This window comes from Azospirillum sp. UENF 312511, assembly GCF_058780635.1.
Map to the genome: position 1 here is coordinate 1,151,843 of NZ_JBSNCG010000001.1, position 23,009 is coordinate 1,174,851.

Annotated in this window: 16 protein-coding genes; 6 read left to right on the forward strand and 10 right to left on the reverse strand. The window is 66.7% G+C overall.

Annotation, left to right across the window (positions count from 1 at the left end; genetic code table 11):
• Positions 1–7 precede the first annotated feature (7 nt).
• Complete coding sequence (locus ACWPN7_RS05275; RefSeq protein WP_103039104.1) at positions 8–1,615, reverse strand: peptide chain release factor 3; 1,608 nt, start codon at positions 1,613–1,615, stop codon at positions 8–10.
• Positions 1,616–1,848: 233 nt separating this feature from the next.
• Between ACWPN7_RS05275 and ACWPN7_RS05280 the strand changes: the two genes are divergently transcribed.
• Positions 1,849–3,450, forward strand: coding sequence for a tetratricopeptide repeat protein (locus ACWPN7_RS05280; RefSeq protein ID WP_349620314.1), 1,602 nt, complete (start codon positions 1,849–1,851; stop codon positions 3,448–3,450).
• 45 nt (positions 3,451–3,495) lie between these two features.
• Here the strand turns inward: ACWPN7_RS05280 and ACWPN7_RS05285 are convergent, their stop codons facing one another.
• Together ACWPN7_RS05285 and ACWPN7_RS05290 are read right to left on the reverse strand one after the other, a co-directional pair.
• The gene (locus ACWPN7_RS05285; protein WP_456522399.1) at positions 3,496–4,524 is read right to left on the reverse strand and encodes an aspartate-semialdehyde dehydrogenase; all 1,029 of its coding nucleotides are present in this window, start codon (positions 4,522–4,524) and stop codon (positions 3,496–3,498) included.
• A 308-nt stretch (positions 4,525–4,832) separates the two neighbouring features.
• The gene (locus ACWPN7_RS05290) at positions 4,833–7,331 is read right to left on the reverse strand and encodes a glycogen/starch/alpha-glucan phosphorylase (protein WP_349620315.1); all 2,499 of its coding nucleotides are present in this window, start codon (positions 7,329–7,331) and stop codon (positions 4,833–4,835) included.
• A gap of 301 nt (positions 7,332–7,632) precedes the next feature.
• Between ACWPN7_RS05290 and rimI the strand changes: the two genes are divergently transcribed.
• The 5 genes from rimI (at position 7,633) to ACWPN7_RS05315 (ending at position 13,551) form a co-directional block, all read left to right on the forward strand.
• A complete protein-coding gene (gene rimI, locus ACWPN7_RS05295; protein WP_459196805.1) occupies positions 7,633–8,814 on the forward strand; it encodes a ribosomal protein S18-alanine N-acetyltransferase in 1,182 nt (393 codons plus the stop codon).
• On the forward strand, positions 8,814–10,295 hold the full coding sequence (locus tag ACWPN7_RS05300; RefSeq protein WP_459196806.1) for a RimK family ATP-grasp domain-containing protein: 1,482 nt from the start codon (positions 8,814–8,816) through the stop codon (positions 10,293–10,295). Before rimI ends, ACWPN7_RS05300 begins: the two co-directional genes overlap by 1 nt.
• 524 nt (positions 10,296–10,819) lie before the next feature.
• Positions 10,820–11,257 (forward strand): sigma-70 family RNA polymerase sigma factor, encoded by a 438-nt coding sequence (locus tag ACWPN7_RS05305; RefSeq protein WP_237906122.1) that lies wholly within the window; start codon positions 10,820–10,822, stop codon positions 11,255–11,257.
• Between the two features lie 330 nt (positions 11,258–11,587).
• Positions 11,588–11,815 carry an anti-sigma factor family protein gene (locus ACWPN7_RS05310; RefSeq protein WP_103039101.1) on the forward strand — a complete coding sequence of 76 codons (228 nt, stop codon included), beginning with the start codon at positions 11,588–11,590 and terminating at the stop codon, positions 11,813–11,815.
• Between the two features lie 251 nt (positions 11,816–12,066).
• Positions 12,067–13,551 (forward strand): alkaline phosphatase D family protein, encoded by a 1,485-nt coding sequence (locus ACWPN7_RS05315; RefSeq protein WP_459196807.1) that lies wholly within the window; start codon positions 12,067–12,069, stop codon positions 13,549–13,551.
• 16 nt (positions 13,552–13,567) lie between these two features.
• Here the strand turns inward: ACWPN7_RS05315 and ACWPN7_RS05320 are convergent, their stop codons facing one another.
• The 7 genes from ACWPN7_RS05320 to ACWPN7_RS05350 all read right to left on the reverse strand — a co-directional run bounded on the left by ACWPN7_RS05320 (position 13,568) and on the right by ACWPN7_RS05350 (position 22,943).
• On the reverse strand, positions 13,568–13,966 hold the full coding sequence (locus ACWPN7_RS05320; protein ID WP_014197122.1) for a hypothetical protein: 399 nt from the start codon (positions 13,964–13,966) through the stop codon (positions 13,568–13,570).
• A gap of 117 nt (positions 13,967–14,083) precedes the next feature.
• Positions 14,084–14,995, reverse strand: coding sequence for a DMT family transporter (locus ACWPN7_RS05325; protein ID WP_459196808.1), 912 nt, complete (start codon positions 14,993–14,995; stop codon positions 14,084–14,086).
• A gap of 16 nt (positions 14,996–15,011) precedes the next feature.
• Complete coding sequence (locus ACWPN7_RS05330; RefSeq protein ID WP_459196809.1) at positions 15,012–17,597, reverse strand: cation:proton antiporter; 2,586 nt, start codon at positions 17,595–17,597, stop codon at positions 15,012–15,014.
• Between the two features lie 157 nt (positions 17,598–17,754).
• The gene (locus tag ACWPN7_RS05335) at positions 17,755–19,386 is read right to left on the reverse strand and encodes a sensor histidine kinase (protein ID WP_014197126.1); all 1,632 of its coding nucleotides are present in this window, start codon (positions 19,384–19,386) and stop codon (positions 17,755–17,757) included.
• Positions 19,367–20,167: a response regulator transcription factor gene (locus ACWPN7_RS05340; RefSeq protein WP_040134068.1), complete on the reverse strand. Its 801-nt coding sequence runs from the start codon at positions 20,165–20,167 to the stop codon at positions 19,367–19,369. The genes ACWPN7_RS05335 and ACWPN7_RS05340 overlap by 20 nt, the downstream gene beginning before the upstream one ends.
• The gene (locus tag ACWPN7_RS05345; protein ID WP_014197128.1) at positions 20,160–20,699 is read right to left on the reverse strand and encodes a hypothetical protein; all 540 of its coding nucleotides are present in this window, start codon (positions 20,697–20,699) and stop codon (positions 20,160–20,162) included. Before ACWPN7_RS05345 ends, ACWPN7_RS05340 begins: the two co-directional genes overlap by 8 nt.
• A 798-nt stretch (positions 20,700–21,497) precedes the next feature.
• Positions 21,498–22,943, reverse strand: a complete 1,446-nt coding sequence (locus ACWPN7_RS05350) for a MerR family transcriptional regulator (protein WP_247894619.1) — start codon at positions 22,941–22,943, stop codon at positions 21,498–21,500.
• Positions 22,944–23,009: the final 66 nt, after the last annotated feature.

Below are 23,009 nucleotides of genomic sequence, written 5' to 3' on the forward strand. Positions count from 1 at the left end.
ATGCACGTTACGCCGCGGTGTGCACCTTGCGGTTTTGCTCGCGGGTCTTCAGGAAGCGCAGGGCCGGAAAATCCTCCTGCGTGCGGTTCAGGTGCCAAGCGTTGCGGGCCAGGAACACCAGCGCTCCGTCATGGTCCTCCGCCGCCGCCGAACGGTTGAGGTCAAGGAACTTCTTGAGCTGGTCCTCGTCGTCCGTCTCGATCCAGCGGGCGGCGTCCACCCCCGCCCCTTCGAAGCGGGCGGCGAGACCGTATTCCGCCTCGATGCGGGCGGCCAGCACCTCGAACTGCAGCTGGCCGACCACGCCGACCACCCAATCCGCCCCGGTCAGCGGCTTGAACACCTGGGAGGCCCCCTCCTCCGCGAAATGCTCCAGCGCCTTGCGCAGGTGCTTCACGCGCATCGGGTCTTCCAGCCGGACGCGCTGCAGCAGTTCCGGCGCGAAGCTCGGGACACCGGTGAAGCGCAGGTCCTCGCCCTCCGTCAGCGTGTCGCCGATGCGCAAGCTGCCGTGGTTGGGAATGCCCATGATGTCGCCGGGCCACGCCTCTTCCGCCAGCTCGCGGTCGCGGGCCAGGAACAGCACGGCGTTGTTGACCGCCATCAGCTTGCCCGAACGGACATGCTTCAGCTTGGCGCCGCGCTTGAACTTGCCCGAGCAGATGCGCACGAAGGCAATGCGGTCGCGGTGGTTCGGGTCCATGTTGGCCTGGACCTTGAACACGAAGCCGCTGAACTTGCCCTCATCCGGCTGCACCGAGCGCTGCTCCGCCGGCTGCGGGCGCGGCGGCGGGGCGTTCTCGGCCAGCCCTTGGAGGAGTTCGCGCACGCCGAAGTTGTTGATCGCCGAGCCGAAATAAATCGGCGTCAGATGGCCGGCGCGATAGGCCTCCAGGTCGAAGGGCGGCATCAGCCCGCGGGCCATCTCCACCTCCTCGCGCAGCTTCGCCACGGCGTGGTCCGGCAGCAACTCGTCGAGGCGCGGGTCGTCGAGGCCATTGCACTCGATGCCATCGTCGATCTCGTCGCCCTTGGTGCGATCCATCAGGATCAGGCGATCGCGGATCAGGTCGTAGCAGCCCAGGAAGTCGCGGCCCATGCCAATGGGCCAGCTCGCCGGGGTGACCTCCAGCGCCAGCGAGCTTTCGATCTCGGAGATGAGGTCGAAGGGGTCGCGGGCCTCGCGGTCCATCTTGTTGCAGAAGGTGATGATCGGCACGTCGCGCAGGCGGCAGACCTCGAACAGCTTCAGGGTCTGGCTTTCGATGCCCTTCGCACCGTCGATCACCATGACGGCGCTGTCGACCGCGGTCAGCGTCCGGTAGGTGTCCTCCGAGAAGTCCTCGTGGCCCGGCGTGTCCAGCAGGTTGAAGGTGCGCCCTTCGTAATCGAAGGTCATGACGGAGGCGGTCACGGAGATGCCGCGCTCGCGCTCCACCTTCATCCAGTCCGACTTGGCGCGGCGCTGCTCGCCGCGGGCCTTCACGGCGCCGGCCATCTGGATGGCGCCGCCGAACAGCAGCAGCTTTTCGGTGAGGGTGGTCTTGCCGGCGTCGGGGTGCGCGATGATCGCGAAGGTTCGACGCCGGGAAACAGCGTCCAGAAGCTCGGACATGCGCGAATCCCGTAACCAGCGTAGCGACAAAGAGAAGGAGAGCCGGAAGCGTCGCTGCCCCTCGGCCCTCATCGTTCGGGGCTATATTTAGCAGCGGGATGTCAAAGGTGCCAGTGTCGCCGTGTGAGCAGGGCCATATGCCGCCGCCGCCGCCGCCGCCGCATGGCTTGACCAGCGCCGTTTCCAACCCGTAGCCTTCCACCGGCACAACGCCCGCGGGAGGAAGAACTCGGATGGCGACGCTTCAGGAAGCGCTGATCATGGCCGTCGACAGTCTGCAAGCGGGGCAACCGGCGCAGGCCAAGCATATTTGCCGGCAAATCCTGGCGGTCGATCCGGAAAATGGCAACGCGCTGTATCTTCAGGGAGTCGCCCAGGCGCAGATGGGCCGACTGGACGAGGCGCGGGACAGCCTCGCCACGGCGGCCGCACGCGCCCCCGGAAACGCGGACATCCACCTGAATCTCGGCCGCGTCCACCTGCTGGCCGGCCGATTTCAGGAGGCGGAGCACAGCCTGCGCTCCTGCCTCGCTCTGGCGCCCGGCCATGGTGGGGCGCTGATCGAACTGGCGAAGACGCTCTCGTCGCTCGGCCGGTTCGATGAGGCCGCCGAAGTGGCGCTGGAAGCGTTGCAGTCCGAGCCGGGACGTTCCGACGCCCGGGCCGTCCTGTCTGATGCGCGCCGGGAGGCCAACGACCCGATCGGCGCGGAGGAGCATGCCCGCGCTGGCCTGCGAACCGCGCCGGGCCATCCGCAACTGTTGTGCACGCTGGGTTTGGCGCTGTTCCAGCAGTCCCGTATCGGGGAAGCGGTTGACGCCTTGACCGGCGCCGTGACCGGCGACCCCCGGAATTGGCGGGCGCATTTCAATATGTGCCGAATCCACCTTGGCCTTGGCCGTCTTGCGGCGGCATGGCATCACCTCGATCAGGGCTACGCCGCCTATCCCGATGGCCCTTTCGCCGGACGGGCGCGCCAGTTTCCGGAACCGCGCTGGGCGGGAGAACCCCTTGCCGGAGAACAGCTCCGGGTCTGGCAGCCTTACGCCATCGGGGAGGAAATCCTCTATGCCGGCCTCTATGGCGAGATCGCCGAGCGCGCGGAGCGAGTCGTCATCGATACCACCCCGAAACTGTTGCCGCTGTTCCGGCGCAGCTTCCCCGGCATCGATTTCATACCACGCGCCGATCCGCCGGTCACGAAGGTGGCCGGGATCACCCGGCAGTGCAGCGCCTTCGACCTGATGCGGTGGCTGCGCCCCACGGAGGCGACCATCCCGGCCCGACGCCGCTATCTGGCCGCCGATCCATCCGCCGTCGCCGACAGCCGGCGCCACTTTGACGCATTGGGAGCGGGACCGAAGGTTGGCATCTCCTGGACCAGTTCCAGCACCGCCGACACCGGAAAATCACTCACCCTGGAAGCGCTGCGCCCGCTGCTCGGCCTGCCGGGTGTCGTCTTCGTCACGCTCCAGTACGGCGATCATGAAAAGGAAATCCGCGCCTTGCGCGACCGCCACGGCCTGGTTCTGCACCCGCCCGGCGACTTCGATCCCTTCACTGACATCGACGGGCTCGCCGGAGCGATCGCCGCGCTGGACGCGGTGGTGTCGATTCCCAACGTCACCGCCCACTTGGCCGATGCGCTGGGCGTTCCGACGGTCCTGCTGACGCGCCCCTTCGTTCAGAACTTCAGCCTGCGCGAAGGGCGCTCGCTGTGGTGCCCCAACATCCGACCGGTGTTTCGGGAAACTGACGATGCGGCGGCGATCGGGCGTCTTGTCGATGCCGCATGCGCGCGTTTGCGCGATGTCCTCAACGACGGGGCGGCCTGACCGCCCCTCCCCGCTCGATGCGGGAGAGGGGGAGCGGACCGTGGATCAGAGGCTCAACTCGGCGATCTGCACCGCGTTGAGCGCGGCGCCCTTCAGGAGCTGGTCGCCGCAGACGAACAGGTCGAGGCCGTGGTCGCCGAAGATCAGGCTGGTGCGGATGCGGCCCACCTCGACGTCGAACTGGCCGGTCGCGTTGATCGGCATCGGGTAGACGCCGTCGGCCGGCACGTCCTTCACCACCACGCCCGGCGCGTCGGCCAGCACGGCGCGGGCGGCGTCCGGGGTGACCGGGGACAGCGTCTCGACCGTGATCGCCTCGGAATGGGCACGGTAGGTCGGGATGCGAACCGCCGTGCAGCTCACCGGCAGGTCCGGAATCTCCAGGATCTTCCGGGTCTCCCAGGTCACCTTCATCTCCTCCTTCGTGTAGCCGTTCTCCTGGAAGGCGTCGATCTGGGGGATCAGGTTGAAGGGGATCGGATGACGGAACACGCTGTTGACGACCGGCTTGCCGTCAAGCTGGTTGCGGGTCTGCTCCTCAAGCTCGGCCATGCCCTCGGCACCGGCGCCGCTGGTCGCCTGATAGGTGGAGACGATGACGCGCTTCAAGCCGAAGGCCTTGTGCAGCGGGCCGAGCGCCACGACGGCGATGGCGGTCGTGCAGTTCGGGTTGGCGATCAGCTTCCCCTTGCCCTGTTCGATGGCGCCCATGGCGTGGGCGTTGATCTCCGGCACGATCAGCGGGACGTTATCGTCGTAGCGGAAGGCCGAGGAGTTGTCGATCACCAGCGCACCGCCCGCGGCGATGGCCGGCGCGTGCTCCTTGGCGAAATCACCGGACACGGCGAGCAGGACAATGTCGTAACCCTTCACCTTCTCGACATCGAACGCCACGAGGGTCTTCTCGCCGAACGGGGTCTCGACCGTGCGGCCGGCGCTGCGCTCCGACGCGAACAGGCCGAGTTCCGCGACCGGGAACGAACGGCGGTGAAGAACATCGACCATTTCGCGGCCGACGGCGCCCGTGGCACCAACGATGGCAACGCGGCGGGGAGAAGGAGAAGAGGCGCTCATGGGTGTGGTCCGTCCTTTGGTCTTGCCCGGATCGAGCGTGGACGGCGGCCCCAGATGCACCAAGGCCCCGTCCGTGTCCGGCGGGGCCTTCGTGGTGGGTGAAGCGTCTTACTCGATCAACGCACGCCACCGTCCGACGGCCCGCCGGAGCGGGTCGTTTTGGTAGTGGTGGTGGTGATGGCGAGCGAGCGATTCATAACTCGCTAGATAAACGAAAGGCGCGGGGCTTGTAAAGCGCCCGCGCCTTCGCGGCACAATTTTTGTTCGGCGCCGAACCAGGCTTTTGTCCGGTGCCGGACAGGGCCGCGTCAGGTCTCGGTTTCGGCGGGATGCTCCGGCTTCACGGGATGCACGTCCCAGATCTCCGTCGCGTATTCCATGATGGTGCGGTCGGAGGAGAACCAGCCCATGTTGGCCGTGTTCAGGATGGCCTTGCGCGTCCATTCCTCCTGATCGCGGTAGAGGTCCATCGCCGCCTGCTGCGCCTGGCAGTAGTCGGAGAAGTCCGCCGTCACCAGGAAATGGTCGCCGCCGTCGGTCAGCGCCTGGAGGATCGGGTGGTAGCGGTGGGGATCGTCCGGCGAGAAGACGCCGGTGGAGATCATGTCCAGCGCCCGCTTCAGGCTGGGGTTCGACGCGATGACGTCGCGCGGGTTGAATCCGCCGCTGGCCCGCAGGTCGTTCACCTCCTCCGCGGTCAGGCCGAAGATGAAGATGTTGTCGTCGCCCACATGCTCGCGGATTTCGACGTTGGCTCCATCCAGCGTGCCGATGGTCAGCGCGCCGTTGAGCGCCAGCTTCATGTTGCCGGTGCCCGACGCTTCCATGCCCGCGGTGGAGATCTGCTCCGACAGGTCGGCCGCCGGCATGATGATCTCCGCCGCCGTCACGTTGTAGTTCGGCAGCAGCACGATCTTCAGGTTGTCGTGCACCGACGGGTCATGGTTCACCACCTTCGCCACATCGTTGATGAGCTTGATGATGAGCTTGGCCATGTGATAGCTCGGCGCCGCCTTGCCGGCGAAGATCTTGGTCACCGGCACCCAGGACACGGTCGGGTTGTCGCGCATCTCGTTGTAGAGCGCGATCGCCTGGAGGATGTTCAGGAGCTGGCGCTTGTACTCGTGCATGCGCTTGACCTGCACGTCGAACAGGCTGTCGACCTGCACGTCCACCCCGGTCTGGCGCGCGATGTAGGCGGCCAGCCGCTTCTTGTTCTTGCGCTTGGCGCGGCGGAACTCCTCGCGGAAGACCAGATCGTCGGCCTTCTCGGCCAGCGCGCTGATCTGGCTGAGGTCCTTGATCCAACCGTTGCCGATGCGGCTGGTGATCAGCGCGGCCAGCGGCTGGTTCGCCTGATGCAGCCAGCGGCGCGGGGTGATGCCGTTGGTCTTGTTGTTGATGCGCTCCGGGAACTCCGCGTGGAAGTCGGCGAAGACGGTCTGCTTCATCAGCTCGGTGTGCAGCGCCGACACGCCGTTGACCTTGTGCGAGCCGAGGAAGGCCAGATTGCCCATGCGCACCCGGCGGTCGCCGCGCTCGTCGATCAGCGACAGGCGGGAGAGCCGCCCGTTGTCGCCCGCCGCCCGCGCCTTGGAGCGGTTGAGGAACTTGGCGTTGATCTCGTAGATGATCTGCATGTGGCGCGGCAGCACGCGCTCCATCATGCGCACCGGCCACGCCTCCAGCGCCTCCGGCAGCAGCGTGTGGTTGGTGTAGGAGAAGGTCGCGCGGGTGATGTCCCACGCCTTGTCCCAGGTCACGCCGTGCTGGTCCACCAGCAACCGCATCAGCTCGGCGATGCCGATGGCCGGGTGCGTGTCGTTGAGCTGGATCGCCGCCTTGTCCGGCAGGCTGTCGAAATTGGAATGGTGCTGCAGATAACGGCGCAGGATGTCCTGCAGCGAGGCGGAGGTGAAGAAATACTCCTGCTTCAGCCGCAGCTCCTTGCCGCCCTCCGTCGCGTCGTTCGGGTAGAGGACGCGGCTGAGGTTTTCGGTCAGCACCTTCTGCTCGACCGCCTTCATGTAGGCGCCGTCGTTGAAGTGGCCGAAGTTGAAGTCGCGCGTGGCGCGGGCCGACCACAGGCGCAGCGTGTTGATCGTATCGCCGCCATAGCCGACCACCGGCGTGTCGTAGGCCATGGCCAGCACGCGCTCGGCGTCGACCCAGCGGTAGGCGCGCTCGCCCACCGAATCCCGGAACTCCTCGACGCGGCCGTAGAACTGGACGGGGTACAGCACCTCCGGGCGCGGGAATTCCCACGGGTTGCCGAATTGCAGCCACTGCTCCGGGTACTCGACCTGCCAGCCGTGCTCGAAGCGCTGCTCGAACAGGCCGAACTCGTAGCGGATGCCGTAACCGTAGCCGGGCAGCGCTTCCGTCGCCATGCTGTCGAGGAAGCAGGCGGCCAGACGGCCGAGGCCGCCGTTGCCGAGCGCTGCGTCCGGCTCAGCCTCCACCACGTCGTCGAGGTTGAGGCCGATGCGGTCGAGCGCCTGACGGCACTGGTCCGTGATGCCGAGGTTGGCGAGGCTGTTGGTCAGCAGGCGGCCGATCAGGAATTCCAGCGATAGATAGTAAACGCGCTTGGCGTCCTGCTGGTAATAGGTCCGCGTTGTGTCCATCCAGCGGTCCACGAGGCGGTCGCGCACGGCGAGCGCCACGGTGTGGAACCAGTCGCGCCGGGTCGCCGCCCGCGCGTCCTTGCCGACGGAATAGACCAGCCACTCCAGAAACGAGCGCTTCAGCCCGTCGACATCCAGACTGCGGCGTTCGATCTCGCGGGACTTATACCGAGCGTCCATGTCTTGACTTTCTTCTTTCCAGGGCCAACTGGAGCGGCGGTTATTCAGCCGGTCTTCCATCGGCGGCAGTTTCCGGGGTCCATGGTTAAGCAACGTTTAAGTCGCTGCGCCAACCAGTCGAATGGGCCTGTCGAATTGGCTAGGCTGTTCGTCCAGAGCAACAGCCAAGACTTGCCCTTGTGCCACACGCGCTGTGCCAAAATGGGAACCACCCCCGCGGCGCACCGAAGCTCGGTAATCGCTGCGAAGCCCCGCTGGAGGGAGTAAGATGGCGTCCGTGTCAGCCTCTTTGAACCTCCCGATGCTCGACAATACCGTATCTGCGGACTCCCGTCAGGACCTGCCCGGCGACGCCACCATCCTGCTCCGTCAGGCCCAGCCGGCGGACATCGCCGCGCTGCTGGCTATCGAGGAGCGGTGTTTCGCCACCGACCGCCTGACCCGACGTAGTTTTCAATATTTGCTCACGAAAGCCAAGGCCACTGGACTTGTGGAAGTCCACAGCGGCGCGGTCGTCGGCTACGCGCTGGTTTCCTTCCATTCCGGCACGTCGCTCGCCCGGCTCTACTCCTTCGCCGTCGATCCCGACCACCGCGGCCAGGGCGTCGCCAAGCGGCTGCTCGCCGCGGCGGAGCAGGCGGCCCGCTCGCGGGACTGCATCTACCTGCGGCTGGAGGTGCGGCGCGACAACACCGCGGCCATCGATCTCTACAAGAAGGCCGGCTACCGCGAGTTCGGCGTCTACACCGACTATTACGAAGACCATATGGAGGCGCTGCGGCTGGAGAAGCGCCTCGGCCACAGCGGCCCCAGCGCCCCGCTGGGCGGACCCCTGGTCCCTTACTACCAGCAGACCCTGGACTTCACCTGCGGTCCGTCGGCCCTGATGATGGCGATGAAGGCGCTGAAGCCCACGGAGATCGAGCTGGGGCGGAAACTGGAGATCCGGCTGTGGCGGGAATCCACGACGGTCTTCATGACCTCCGGCCATGGCGGCTGCGGCCCCTTCGGGCTGGCGCTGGCGGCGGCGCGGCGCGGCTTCGCCGTGGACATCCACATCAAGGACAACGCCACACCCTTCCTGGACAGCGTGCGCAGCGACGAGAAGAAGGAGGTCATGCGCATCGTGCACGAGGACTTCCTCGACGAGTTGGAAGGCAGCGGCGCCACCGTCCGCCACAACACCCTGACCGCCCAGGACATGGCCGACGCGGTGGCGGGCGGGGCCATCCCCATCGTGCTCATCAGCTCCTACCGGATCTATCACGAAAAATTTCCGCATTGGGTCGTCGTGACCGGTGCCGACGACCGCTTTCTCTATGTTCATGATCCGCTTGTGTACGACCGTCACCACGCTCACATCGACCGGATGAACATGCCGATCCCGAAAGCCGACTTCGAGCGCATGGCCCGCTACGGAAAGGCCCAGTTGAAGGCCGCCCTTCTCCTCCGCCCCCAGCTCTCTGATGGGTCCGCCGACTGATGCCCGCGCATCTCCTGGTCGTCGACCGCCGGGCGGACGTGAAATGGGCGAAGGACGGGCTGCCGGTGATCAGCGCCCGCGACTACATCGCCCACCCGGAGCAGGCGCCGCGCGGCGCGCGGGTGCTGAACCTGTCGCGCAGCTACCGCTATTTGGGCACCGGCTACTACGTCTCGTTGCTGGCGGAGGCGCGCGGCGAGCGGGTGATCCCCTCCGTCCGGACCATCCTAGACCTGTCGCAAAAGACCTTCTACCGCGCCCAGCTGGCCGAGGTGGAGGAGGCGCTGCGCAAGGCGATCAAGCGGATGGACCACCCGCCGGAAGCGTCCTTCAATCTCACCCTCTTCTTCGGCCACGCCGACGACGCCCGGTTCCAGGACATCGCCCGGACGATCTTCGACCTGTTCCGCTGTCCGCTGCTGAAGGTTCAGGTGCGGCTGAAGGACGGCTGGACCGTCCATGCCCTGGAACCGCTGTCGCTGGCCGACCTTCGGCCCGACCAGAAACCGCTGTTCCAGGCGGCGCTCGACGCCTACACCCGGACCTCCTGGCGGGAGCCGACGGCGAAGGCGCCGCCGCGCTACACGCTGGCCATCCTGCACAACGCGAAGGAGGAGCTTCCGCCCTCGAGCCCGCGCGCGCTCCAGAAGTTCGTCAAAGCCGGGGAAAGCCTGGGCATCGCAGTCGAGCTGATCGAGAAGAAGGACTACGCCCGCCTCGCCGAGTTCGACGCGCTGTTCATCCGCGAAACGACGAATCTTGACCACCACACCTACCGCTTCGCCAAGAAGGCGGCGGCGGAGGGCATGCCGGTGATCGACGATCCGAACTCGATCCTGAAATGCACCAACAAGGTCTATCTGGCCGAGTTGCTGCGCGCCAATCGTATCCCGGCGCCGAAGACGGTGATCTTCGACAAGCGCGGGCTGGCGACGCTGGACCAGGAGATCCCCTACCCCATCGTCCTCAAGATTCCGGACGGCTCCTTCTCCCGCGGCGTCTTCAAGGTGCAGACCCGCAGCGAATTGGACGCGACGGCGCAAAGCCTGTTCGAGCAGTCCGACGTGATCCTGGCCCAGGAGTTCATGTACACGGAGTTCGACTGGCGCGTCGGCGTGCTGAACCGGCAGCCGATCTATGTCTGCCAGTATCTGATGGCGAAGAAGCACTGGCAGATCGTCAAGCATGGCGGCAACGGCCGCGCCGAGCAAGGCTCCTCCCGCACGCTGGCCGTCGAGGAGGCGCCGCGCGAGGTCATCGAGACCGCCGTGAAGGCGGCGGGACTGATCGGCGACGGGCTCTACGGCGTGGACGTGAAGCAGAACGAGCGCGGCGTCTTCGTCATCGAAATCAACGACAACCCCAGCATCGACCTCGGCGTCGAAGACGCCAAGCTGAAAGATGGCCTGTACCGCCTCATCATGGGCGAATTCCTGCGCCGCCTGGAAACGCGGCCGCGCAAGCCCGGCTCTGGCGCCTGAAATCCCCCTTCGGGCAGTTCCGCCATCCGTTTGGATGACCCCCACATTCCAATCACTTCTCCTCCTAAGATGTTTTCGGCTGTGGCCGCCGGGGAACAAGCCTCTTCCCACCGCGTTATGAAATCAACGTCACCACGAACGGGAGCAACACCGAAGCGCATCAACGCTTTGGAGTTGCCCAGGCTGGAGAGCGGGAGACCGTTGATGACGACGAACTGCTCATTGTGCTGCGCCGGACCGACACCCGGACACTGCTAGGCAGCACCACCGCATTCTAAACCACCGACACGAATCGCAAAAACCGGCGCGGCCACAGGACCGGCGCCGGAAGGGACCACGCGTCGAAAATTGGGCGCGTCGAAAGAGGGATCGTCTCCCACCGAAGCCTCGGGAGTCGGAATCCCGCGAACTGAACTCTCGGGACGGGGGCGCCGTCACTACGGACCGGCAGCCCCGCCGAATGAAGAGAAGCTGGAGGAAGAGCAACAATGGCGTATTGTTTCGAAGCCGAACTGATCCGTTGCATGCCGAACCTGCAGCGCTATGCCTGCAAGTTGACGCGCGACGTCAGCGCCGCCGAGGATCTCACCCAGGACTGTCTTGCCCGCGCTCTGTCCCGCCAGCATCGTTTCGAGCCCGGCACCAACATGCAGGCTTGGCTGACCACGATGCTGAAGAATCTGCATTTCAACAACCTCCAGCGTGAAAAGCACGTCACCAAGGTCGAACTGTGGGACGGCGCCATGTCGGTCGAGGCCTCGCAGATCGCCCGGCTGGTCTTCCGCGACGTGGACCGCGCCTTCGGTGCCCTCACCCCCAGCCAGCGCAAGGTCGTGAAGCTGGTCGCCATCGAAGGCCGCCCCTATCAGGAGGCCGCGGAGAAGCTGAACGTCTCCATCGGCACCATCCGGTCCCGCCTGTGCCGGGCCCGCGAACGGCTGAACAACCTGATGGCCGCCTAGGGCGCGGCAGGGAATGCGCCGCGGGGTATGGCAACCGTACAACAGGTTGATTCTTCCATCGCATCTGACAATCCGGCGCCGGAACAACCGATGGGAGCGGCTGTTACATTCCGCGTGTGAAACGAGTATGGCTGCTGCGGAGTGGCCGAACATCCACGGGGAACGATCGGATACGCTTCGCCATCCATTTGGCGGTATCGCATCATCCCCATAAGAAGAGGTAAGTCACCACTCCCGACGCCGTGCCCGCCGCACTATATTGAACTCTGCGTCGCGGATCGTTTCCGTCTCAGGGGGATGGCCTCCGGAGACGTTCCGGGATCAAAAGATATGAAGCGTGTGACGATGAACCATATCAACGCATATCTTGACGGTGCCTTGGACGATAAGGAGCGTCAGGAGTTCGAGCAGTCCGTAGAGGACGATGCCGACGCAAAGGCCGTGGTGACCTTCCACAGAAGCCATGTGGATGAGCTTCACCGCCTTTACGATCCCGTGCTGGAAGAGCCGGTACCGGCGCGCATGCTCGAACTGCTGAGGCAGCGCCGCAAGGACTAGCCACCCGATTCCCGCGTTCCATCGTCACATGAGGGGCGACCGGACGACCCGGCCGCCCGCTTTTTTTGCCCGCACCCTGGCGTTCCCACCGGCGTTGCGGGTCCTCCCGCATTTCCACGCGGCTTCCCCCTTCGGATCAACGCTTGCCCCTTTTACAGACCGGCGGCTTTTCCCATAAACAGGAGCCGCGGAAACGGAAGCTGGGCCATGGGTGCCCGGACCGGCGGGAACGAAGAGGATAAACAGCGTCCATGGCGCGCGGCAGGCCGGCACCGAACATCATTCTGGGTCCCGTCCTTTATTTCCGGGGAGAGCAAGGCGACCGCTGGTGGCTGTCCGCGCTCTTCGTGCTGGACGGCGACGCCGAACCCTACGATCTGCGGGTGGACGGCGTGACCCTGCCCGTTCCGCCCCGCCACCTCGCCCAACGGGGCAATCGGCATGTCTGGCGGTTCGATTTCGCCATTCCGCGCGGCGCCCGCGATGTCGAGGCCGCCTATGGCTTCACCGACGGGGCCTCGCCGGGGGACACCTGGGCGGTGACCGTTCCGGGACGTGCCTCGCCGCCGCGGATCGCCTACGTCTCCTGCAACGGGGCGGAGGACGAGGAGAAGATCGCCGGGCTGGACGCGCCGCGCAACGCCCTGTGGGGTGACCTGCGCCGCCGCCATGAGGGCGAACGCTTCCACCTGCTGCTGCAAGGCGGCGACCAGCTCTACGCCGACGCGGTGTGGCGCAAGCCGCCGCTGCTCAGCGCCTGGAAGAAGCGGACCGACGCCGCCCGCCTGGACGAGCCCTTCACTCCCGCCATGGCGCAAGAGGCGGAAGACTTCTACTTCGACCTCTATCTGAGGGTCTGGGGCCAGCCGGAAACCGCGGCGGTCACGGCGCGCATTCCCTCGGTGATGATGTGGGACGACCACGACATCTTCGATGGCTGGGGCTCCCACCCGGACGAGGAGATGATGTCCCCGGCCTGGCGCGGCGTGTACGCGACCGCCCGCCGCCATTTCTCGCTGTTCCAACTGGCCGCCATGGAGGGCGCCCAGCCGGAATGCGTGTGGGGGGCGCCCATGGACTCCTTCAGCCAGGGGTTCAGGCTCGGCGACGTCGGCGTCCTGGCGCTGGACATGCGCAGCGACCGCACGCCCCGCCGCGTTCTGTCGGACCGGGTATGGGAGGCCCTGCCGGAGTGGCTGGAACGCTTCAAGGGTTGCCGCCACCTGATCCTGATGTCCAGCGTGCCGCTGCTCTACCTCGACACCGGCGTGATGGAGCGGGCGGTCGGCCTGTCGCCCGTCCGCGTCGGGATCGAGGACGATCTGCGCGACCAGTGGCGCAGCCCGGCCCACGCCGAGGAGTGGCTGCGCCTGATCGGCCTGCTGGCGGAATTCTCACGGCGCACCGGGTGCCGGGTAACGTCCGTATCGGGCGAAATCCACGCGGGCGCTCGGGCCGTGCTGCGCGGCGGCGGCGTGGAGATCTGGCAGCTCATCGCCTCGGGGGTCGTCCATCCGCCGCCCGCCAAGGCCACCGCCTTCGCGTTGGAATGGCTGGCCGGCCGCAAGGAAACCCTGCCCAACGGCTATGTCTTCGAAATGCCGGCTTTTCCTGAGTCGGGCAAGCGCATCATCCGGCAGCGCAACTGGCTGTCGCTGATCTTCGACGGCAAGGGGCAAATCCATGCCCGCTGGTCCGCCGAGGGCCAGCCGAACCGCTACACCCAGGTGATCTGACCGGAGTTGAGCCGGCTCACTCCGACTGCGGCGACCGGCGGCGGTTGCGCAGATTGAGCGCGTTGAGGAAGCTGGTGGCCTGCGCCGGCGTGGCCGGGCCGCCGGCCCCCGGCGCCTTGGCCGAGGTTGCCAGGAAGCCACCGACGCGGGCGCGCAGCTCGACCGAATCGTGGGCCGCCTGATCGGCGGTCTCCGCCACCTGACGGCGCACGTCGGCATCGAGCGTGTTGAAGGCGCGGGTGGCGAACTCGAAGGCCGGCTGGGACTTGGTGGCGATCACCTGCCGCAGCGCCTTGGAAACCAGAACCGTGTCCAGCCCGCCGGGGCCGTCCACCCCGTCCAGGACATCGGCCAGGATGCCGATGGCCTGAAGGGTCTGGTTGTCATCGAGCGAGATGGGCTCCAGGCCGTCCATGACACTCACTTCCGATGTGGTTTGCCGAAGCGTGGTTGAACCAGCGGACGCCGCCGGAACTTTTGCCGGTGCGGGAAAGCATAGTCGGAGCGCCCCGCCGAGGCAATGCGCACGGCGTCAGACCGCACGCTTGGCACTGCGATTGACCAGGGCGACCCCGGCGACCGCCAGCGCCATGCCGGACAGGGCCAGCAGTCCCAGCCGCTCCCCGAACATCGCCCAGGCGATCACCGCCGTCACCGGCGGGACCAGATAGAACAGGCTCGCCACGCGCGCCGCCGCACCGCGCCGGATCAACAGGAACAGCAGGAAGATCGCTCCCACCGACAGCACGAAGCTGAGCCACAGCAGGGCGAAGACGAATTCGCCGGTCCAATCGATGCGCATCGTCTCGAACAGCGGGGCCAGCACGGCCAGCACCGCCGCGGTCGCGGCGTACTGGATCGCGGCACCGCTGCGCAGGTCCATTGCCGTGCCGTGGCGCTTCTGGTAGAGCGTGCCGAAGGTGATGCCCATCAGGGCGGCCAGCGCCAGCCCGATGCCCAGCGCGTCAGTGGAGTCGAAGTGGAGCTTCTCGCCCACCACCAGCCCGACTCCGGCCAGCCCCATCAGGAAGCCCACCCATTGCCGTCCGCTCACCCGCTCGCCCAGCAGCGGGCCCGAGAGGGCGGCGGTCAGCAGCGGCTGGATGCCGACGATCAGAGCGGTCACACCCGCCGGCATGCCCTTGGCGATGGCGCAGAACACGCCGGTCAGATAGACGCCGTGCACCAGGAGCCCGGCCAGCGCGATCCGCCCGGCTTCGGCCCAGCTCTTCGGCCAGGGCGCGCCGGTGACCAGGGCGACAATGCCGAGGATCACCGCGACCAGCCCCAGCCGGACCAGCAGGAAGGTCAGCGGCTCCGCGTAGGGAAGGCCGTATTTGGCGCCGATGAACCCGGTGCTCCACAGCAGGACGAAGACGCCCGGCATCAGGCGCACCCAATCGGGCCGCCCGCCCGCGGCGGCGGTGGTCGCTTGCACGGTCATCGTCTCTCGTCGTCTCCTATCCCCGTGCCTGCACGCTTTCGGCGGCGGGGGCCTCGACCATGGCAGGCGGGTCCGCCAGCGGGGTCGCAACCTCCTGAACAGCCTCGGCCGGCTTCGGCGGCGGGTTGCGCCGCGCCTCGGCCACCGACTGGAGATGGGCGCGCAGGCTTGCATCCTTCTTCACCAGCCGATGGAAGTCTCTCACATCCAGGACCAGCAGTTGGCAATAGCCCATCGCACGCACATCGGCGTTGCGCCGCTGGCGGGTCAGCAACGCCATCTCGCCGAACACCTCCCCGGTGCCGAGCTGGACCGGCTCGTCCAGACCCGGAACCAGCACCTCGACGGCGCCGGACGCGATGAAGAACATGGCGTCGCCGCGCTCGCCGCGCCGGACGATGGTCTCCCCGGGCAGGACCAGCCGCGGCTTCAACAGGGTGGCGATGCCGCGCAGTCGGTTGCCCTCCAGCCCCTCGAACAGCGGCACCCGCCCGACGAGGTCCATCAGATCCAGCCGCAGATCGAGCTTCGGCAGTGCGTCGAGCGCGCGGCGGCGGTCGTCCAGATCGCGCTGCAGGTCGCTCAGGATTTCCTGGCTGATGATCGATTCGGAGAAGAGCGCCCGGTAATCCGCCTCCTCCAGCCGCAGGGCGGCGCGGCTGACGTAGCGGCTCTGCAGGATCAGCGCGTAGTCGGGGTATTGCAGCTTCAGCGCCGCCAGGGCCTGCTCGACCATGGCGAGGCGCACCGTCAGGATGCCTTCCAGTTCGCAGGCGACGTCAGTGCCCAGCACTTGGCCGACCTTGTCGTTGATGAACTCCAGAAGCTCGCGCTGCACGGTGCGCACGCCCAGAAGAATCTCGAACCGGAAGGCGAGCCGGCGGGCCAGCGGCGCGTGGATGCCCAGCCGGCGGTGCAGCAGGCTGGCGACCCGCATCCAGGGCGTGAAGGAGATGAAGGGCTCCTCGAAGGCGCGGTAACCGGCGCGCCCCTGGGTCTTCACCGCGTCGAGCAGACGCCCGGTCCGACGGTTCAGCAGTTCCGCCACCCCGCGCGACAGGATGCCCTCGCGGAAGTGCTCGTAATACAGCTCCTCCTCGCGGTTCACCAGGATGACGAGGCCGATGGTCACGCGGTCCTCGTTGTTCAGCGGCGCCTCGGTCGACCGCTCCCGGACGATGGCGTCGAGCCGGTCGCTGTATTGCGACACGATGGACCCGACGGCCTGCTCATCGACCTCGTAGCGATGGGCAAGCCCCTCCACCCGCTCGCGCACGCCGGTCAGCGACAAGGCGAGCGCGCGGTTGCGCATGGCGTGTTCGACCGGCGAAAGCTTGTTCAGGCCCAGCAGGTTGATGACGGCGCGCAGCGTCGTGCCGTTGATGAACAGCGTGTAGAAGACAAAGCCGGTGACCAGCACGGCAACGAAGCCCTGCACCCGGTCGGGCACGCGCCCGTTCTCCGTGACGGCCAGGGCCAGAGTCAGCGACACCGCACCGCGCAGGCCGCCCCACAGCATCACCGTCTTGTAGGCGTGGCTGACCCGCTGGGCCAGACCGGCGCCAGACAGCAGCGGCAGCAGGCCGAACAGCACCAGAGCGCGCGCCACCGTCGCCGCCCCGACCACGACCAGCACCAGCCCGACGTCGCTCCAGCCGATGCCGCCCAGCAGGCGCGGCACCAGAAGCGCCGTCATCAGGAAGATCAGCGAGTTCGCCCAGAAGCCGAGCTGTTTCCAGACATGCTCCAGCGCCCCCCAGGTCGCCGGGGAGATGCGCGTACGCCCTACCGAGCCGACCACCAGCGCCGCCGTGACCACCGCCACGACCCCCGACGCGCCGACGTAATGCTCCGCCAGCACATAGCTGAGATAGGCGAGCGCCACGGTCAGCGTGATCTCGGCCATCGGCTGGTCGCGCACCGGTTCGACGATCATGCAGACCACGCGCCCACAGACATAACCGGTCGCCACGCCGCCGGCGAAGTCGCGCAGGAACTCCATCGCCGCCTCGGTCGCCCCGCCATGGGCGTTGCGGGTCAGCATGCCGAGCAGCAACGTGAACAGGGCGATGGCCGCGGCGTCGTTCAGCAAGCTCTCGCCCTCGACCAGCATGGTCAGGCGGCGCGGCGCGCCCAGGTCGCGGAAGATGCTGACGACCGCCGCCGGATCGGTGGTGGCGACGATCGCCCCCAGCAGCAGGCAGGCGATCAGCCCCATCGAGGTGAAGAGATTGAGCGCATAGCCGACGGCGAAGGTGCAGACGAACACCGCCACCACGGCCATGAGCAGGATCGGCCACACGTCGTCGAACAGCCGCCGCACGTCCACCGCCAGCGCCGTTTCGAACAGCAGCACCGGCAGGAAGACGTAGATCAGCACCTCGGACGAGATGTCCATCTCGGCCAGGGAATTCAGGAAATCATGGAAGGGGCCGGTGCCGCCCTGGCCGGCGAAGGTCTGGATCGCCAGTCCCAGCGCCACGCCCACGGCGGCCAGAAGCACCGTGTAGGGCACCCGCAGCCGCGCCGCCAGTGGCGGAAGCAGGCTGACCAGCGCCAGAAGGCCGGATACCGCGAGGACATAGATGACGATGACGTGCATGGGGCTGCCTTGCCCTTTGGGGGGTCGCGGCGCACGGTATCGCCCGATTGGGGCGGGAGCAAGGTCAGGATAAGGGACAAAGCTGTTCCGTACGTGTGACCGGACGTACAGTCCGGCCACACCTGTACGGAAGGAAACGTACAGGGCTTGCGCCCCGTCAGGCCACTGCCAGGGTCACCGTCATGCGGAAGCCGCCGGTCGAGCGGTTCTCGGCGCGGACCTTGCCACCGAACGCCTCGATGTTCCGCCGCACGATCCACAGGCCGATGCCGAAATGGGTCGCCTCGGCCTGGTTCTGGGCCGCCGCGTCCTCCGGCATGCCCCGTCCCGGCTCGCGCTGGGAGAAATAGCGCTCGAAGATGCGCGGGAGGTTCGCCGGATCGACGCCCGGACCCTCGTCTTCGACCACCAGCTCCGCCCAGGCGCCGTTGCGCGACAGGCGCACGCTGACGGTGCCGTCCGGCGGGGAGAAGCTGACGGCGTTTTCCACCAGATTCTCGATGACGGTTTCCAGGATGTCGTCGCTGGCCCGCACCACCACCCCGGATTCGATGCGCGAGCGCATGTGGAGTTGCCGTTCGGCAAGCAGGCTGGTGTAGCCGCCGGCCATGCGCTCAACCAGATCGGACAGGTCCACCCGGCGGCGCGGCGGAACCAGCAGATCGGCGGCGGCCTCGTCCATGCGCCGCCCGAAGGAGACCAGACCGTCGAGCTTGTCGACCGACTTCTCGATCATGGTCAGGGCGCGCTGGCTGCGGTTGTCCTCGGTGGACAGCGAGCGGCGCAGCGGCTCCACCGACTGGCGGATGACCGCGATGGGCGTCTTGTAGGCGTGGGCGTTGTCCTCCGCCGCGCGGCGCAGCGACCGTGCGCTTTCGCGCAGGGTATCGACCAGCCGGTCGAAGTCCTCGGCCACCCCGGACAGCTCCGGCACGGTGTTGCGGTTTGTGAAGGACCCCTGCCCGCTCTCGCCGATGCCGCCCGACACGATGTCGCGGGCCAGATCGCCAAACCGGTGCAGGTTGCGCCAGACCCCCAGCAGGACAGCCATCACCAGCGCCGCCATGACGATGTAGATCATCGCCGCGGCCTGGACGACCGGCGTGCTCCAGTAGGGACGTCCCAGGGAGGATTCCAGATAGCCGCCGGCGGTGTGGCTGGTCACCAATGCCCAGCAGCCGAAGGCCGTATTGATTGGCGTGACCGAGGTCAGGATCTCATAACCGCCGGAGGAGCGCGGCAGGCGCAAGGCCAGCGGCTCGTTCCCGGCGCAGGAGGCGCCCAGCCGGTCCAGCACCCCCTGTTCGAGGAGCTGGTGCCGCTCGGCGTCCAGATCGTCGGTGGGCACCGACGGGGCGGCGGCGACGTAATAGAAGCCGTCGCTGCCCATCAGGTTGTTGCCGGCCAGGGCGCGCGGCCGGACCAGCAGCTTCAGCCGCGTGTTCCCATCCGCGAAGCGGCGCAGGATGGGACCGAGCTGCGGCAGGGCCGCGCGGTTGGCGCGGGACAGGTCCGGCTCCAACGCGCGGGCGATCAGCTCGCCCTGCCGCTGCGCGCTTTGCAGCAGCAGAGTCTGCGTCGTGGTGTCGGCGCGCTGGAACTGATCGTAGATCAGCACCGGGACCGCCAGGAAGACGATGGTCAGCAGCGCCAGCCGGCTGGCCAGCGAGTGCCACAGCCACCGCAACCGGCCGCCGGGGAAACCCGCCATGGAGAAGCCTCCCTTGGTGAGTTCCGCCCCGTCCCGCACCTCGTCAGGCCCGCGGGCCTCAATCGGCAGCAGCGCCATCGGCCATCACATCCGCGTCGTCGTCGCGCGTGCGGCCCGTGCCACCGGTGCCGTTGCCCCAGCGGTAGCCGAAGCCCGGATAGTTCTCGATGCAATCGAACTCGGCGTCCACCACGCGGAACTTCTGGCGGATGCGCTTGATGAAGGCGCGGACGTTGGCGCGGTAGCCCGACGGGCCGTAACCGGCCAGGAAGCCCTTGCCATGAACGAGGTCGTAGATCTCGCGGTAGGACACGTCCTCTTCCGGACGGGTCGCCATCAGCTTGACGATGTTGAACTCGGTCAGCGTCAAATCGATGCGCTTGCCGTTCCACAGGGCGCGGCTGTTGTCCAGGCGCAGGTCGAGATTGCCCAGCGCGTAGACGGACTCCTTCGGCCCCTCGGCCTCCTCGGGCGTGCCCTTGGAGCCGTCCACGATGAGGCGCATGCGCTTCAGCAGGATGGACAGGCTGCGCGACTTCTCCACGAAGTCGAGCGCGCCGCCGGCCAGGGCGGCCTCTTCGTAAATCTGGTCCGACAGCACGGTGAGGAAGATCACCGGCAGGTCGATGCCGCGGGAGCGCATCTGGCGGAGGACGTCGATGCCGTCCATCTTCGGCATGCGCCAGTCCAGCAGGACGATGTCCACCGAACCGCCCTCGGCGAAAAAGTCGAGCGCGGGTTCGCCACGGTCGAAGGTGATGACCTCATACCCCTCGTCGGCGAGGTTGAGGCTGAGGGATTCGCGGAACAGGTCGTCGTCGTCGACCAGCGCCACGCGGGCGACGGCGGCCTCAGTCATTGCGGACATCCCAGCCTTGGGCAAGGAGTTGAGCGAAGCATCGTTTATCGACATCTGGGACATTTTCGCTGCTCTTCATATCGTAGGAAAGGGCACGGAAGTCCTGGGAGGACGTCATGTCCATGAAGAAGAAGACTTTGAGCGAACAGTCGCCCTTAGCGTAATGCCACACCTTTGCAGGTGGCGCCTCTTCCGTTGCGGCAGGGGTGCCCAGGAGACGCCGGGTCTGGACTTGGTCCAGGCCGACGAGCGTTTCGGGGGACAGGGTGGCGGGCGGGCTGGCGCCGCCGAACGGTACGGGGGGCAGCCCCGCCACCTCTGTCCCAGCCATGGCGATGACCTCGGCGGCGGGGCCGGTCCCCGGACCGTTCACCGCCGGCGTGGCCGCCTGATCCTTCCCCGCGGTCTTGACGCGCGGAGGAGCAGGTTTCGTCTTCGGCACCGGAACGGCCATGGCGGTCGGTCCGGCGGTCTGCGTTTCAGGAGGAACCGTGGTGCCGGGGCACCCGGCCAGCAGAAGAACCGCCAGCACAAGGCCCGCCTTCCGCCGCCGGCACCCCACTCCGACATTGGTTCCAGCCACTTCGCATATGGTACCCGTCATCGTCATCGTCGGGCCTTTCAAGCATCGTGGTTGAATTCGCGGGCGGTGTTGCTGGCCCCATGCCTGCACTTGCCGCCTCCGTGAGATCAAGGTCAGTCCAGTCTGGTTAATGTGGCGTTAAACCCCTGTTTGATACCCCCTTTTTGCGCACATTTGCGGCCAATTTTTGTTCCTACTCCTATCGATAGGTCGGATTTCGAACTAAATTCCCTATTTGGAGGTTAGATAGGAGGGCGCCAATCGCTTCAAATACCCTTACTTCCCTTTGGCTTATCCTATGACGGGAAAAGCATAGGGAGTCCGTGCGCGCGGCGCGTGGCACCGCGAGCCCCTGGGCGCAGAAACCGGCGAATGGGAAGGGAAAAGGAAAGGGCCAAAAAGAGCCCAAAAACAATCGGCGGCGGAGCCACCCGGGTATGGCTCCACCGCCGGTCAGCCGGACGGGCAACAGTATCAGTAAGATGAGAGCGCCGCGATGGCGCCTCACAGGATGTTGCCGCTTGAACTCCAGCCTTCTATCCAGCCGGCATTACAGCCGGTCGGCACTGTGCGTACAATGCTTTTCGAGCATCAACCTTCACGCCGACCATCCTGCGCCCGCCGGAAACCGTCGTCAAGACCGCTTGGACTGCGAAATGGGCTGGGTTACCCAGATGGCGATACTGCCGAAGGGGATCACCCAACGCGTACGAAGGGGGTGCCCTGAGCGTCCGCGCCCCGACGCTCTTACGCGAGCAGATTGACCGAACCGGACAGGGCGGGCATCCCCAGATCCGTCCCGCCGAGAGCCGCCAGACTCTCCGCCGTGGGCATGATTGCCACCTCCCCGGCGGTACCGTCCGGCTCGCTGGAACCGCCGTCCGCATCGTCCGGAGTGGTCATGGCCTCCACGAAATCCTTCAGGGTCGTGCCGGACCCGAAGGCCGCCTGACGCAGTTCGTTGACGTTGTCCTGCGCCTCTTCGACGATTTTGTCGTAATCCTTGAAGGACTCCCGCCGCGCCTTGCGCCGCTCTTCGGCCTGATCCAGCTCGTTGGCGGCCTTTGCTTCGGCGATGATCGACTTCGCCTCGGCGAGGACGGCCTCCACCCGGCGCCCGAACTCGTCGGCCTCGCGGTAGCGCGACATCTTCAGCTCGTTGTCCGCCATCATCCGCTGGATGTAGTTGCGGATCCGGTCGCCCTGCGGAGCGTTGGGCGTGGCGTTCAGGCTGGGCGCCACGTCTTTCATCAGCTGCTCGAGGTCGGTCCCCTGCCCATCCTTGGCCTCCTCGTCGGTTTTCCCTTCGGCCCTGTCCTTTTCCTTTTCTTCTTCCGTCTTTTCGGCTGCCGTCTTCTCGACCGCAGCCTTTTCAGTGGCGGACTTGCCATCCGAAGGGGTTTTGCCGTCCGGAGCAACGCCTTGGGCCGTGGCCTGCCCGGCCAGACCGGCGGCCTCCGCCGCAACGGCCTCGGCGGCGCGGGCCTCTCCGTCTTCCGCCGCCTCTTCGCCGGCGGCCATATCCTCAGCCGTGCTCGTGCCCTCTGCGGCCGCAGCGCCCGTCGGCAGCGGCGGGGCCGGCGGAGCCGGCGGCATCTCCGATGGTGCCCCTTCGGTCGAGGCGCCCTCAGCCGTCGCGCCGTCGCCACGGATGGTCATTGTCACATCGACGGCGATTTCCGTCTGAACGATGGTGACGGAGGTGCGGGTAATCGTCCGCTCGATGGTGATGCCGCCGATGGACGGCGCCCCCGCCCCGCCGGGAAGCCCCATCTCCGCCGCGGCGGCCACGCCGGCGCCGTACTCCTTCGCCGCCCGTCCGGCCTGCTTGGCGAGGATCGCGGCTTCCCGCGCCAGCTGCACCAGCTTTTCCCGGTCGCCCTGGTTGTGGCGCATCATCATCTTCAGTTCGGCGATCTTGCGCTCGACCTCCTCCAGCCTTTGCGCGGCGACAGCCTTCGGCCCCCCGACGCGCTTGGCCTCCTCCAGCGCGTTGACCACGGCGGTGAAATTCTTCTGCTGCTCGGGAGTCATGGTGAACGGCATTTTCGCTTGGTCGGCCTTGTCCACAAGGCGCTGGGTGGCATCCTTGTAATCCATGGCGTCCATCGCCCGCTCCCAGTCCTTCTTGGCCTTCTGGAGCTGGAAGAGGCTGTTCTGGCCGTTGCTCAGAGCGGAAAAAATGCCGTTCACGGCCGCCTCCTCCGGTTCATTGGAACCTTCGCGAATTCGCGGAGAAGTTTAGCACAGTTTCGCCAT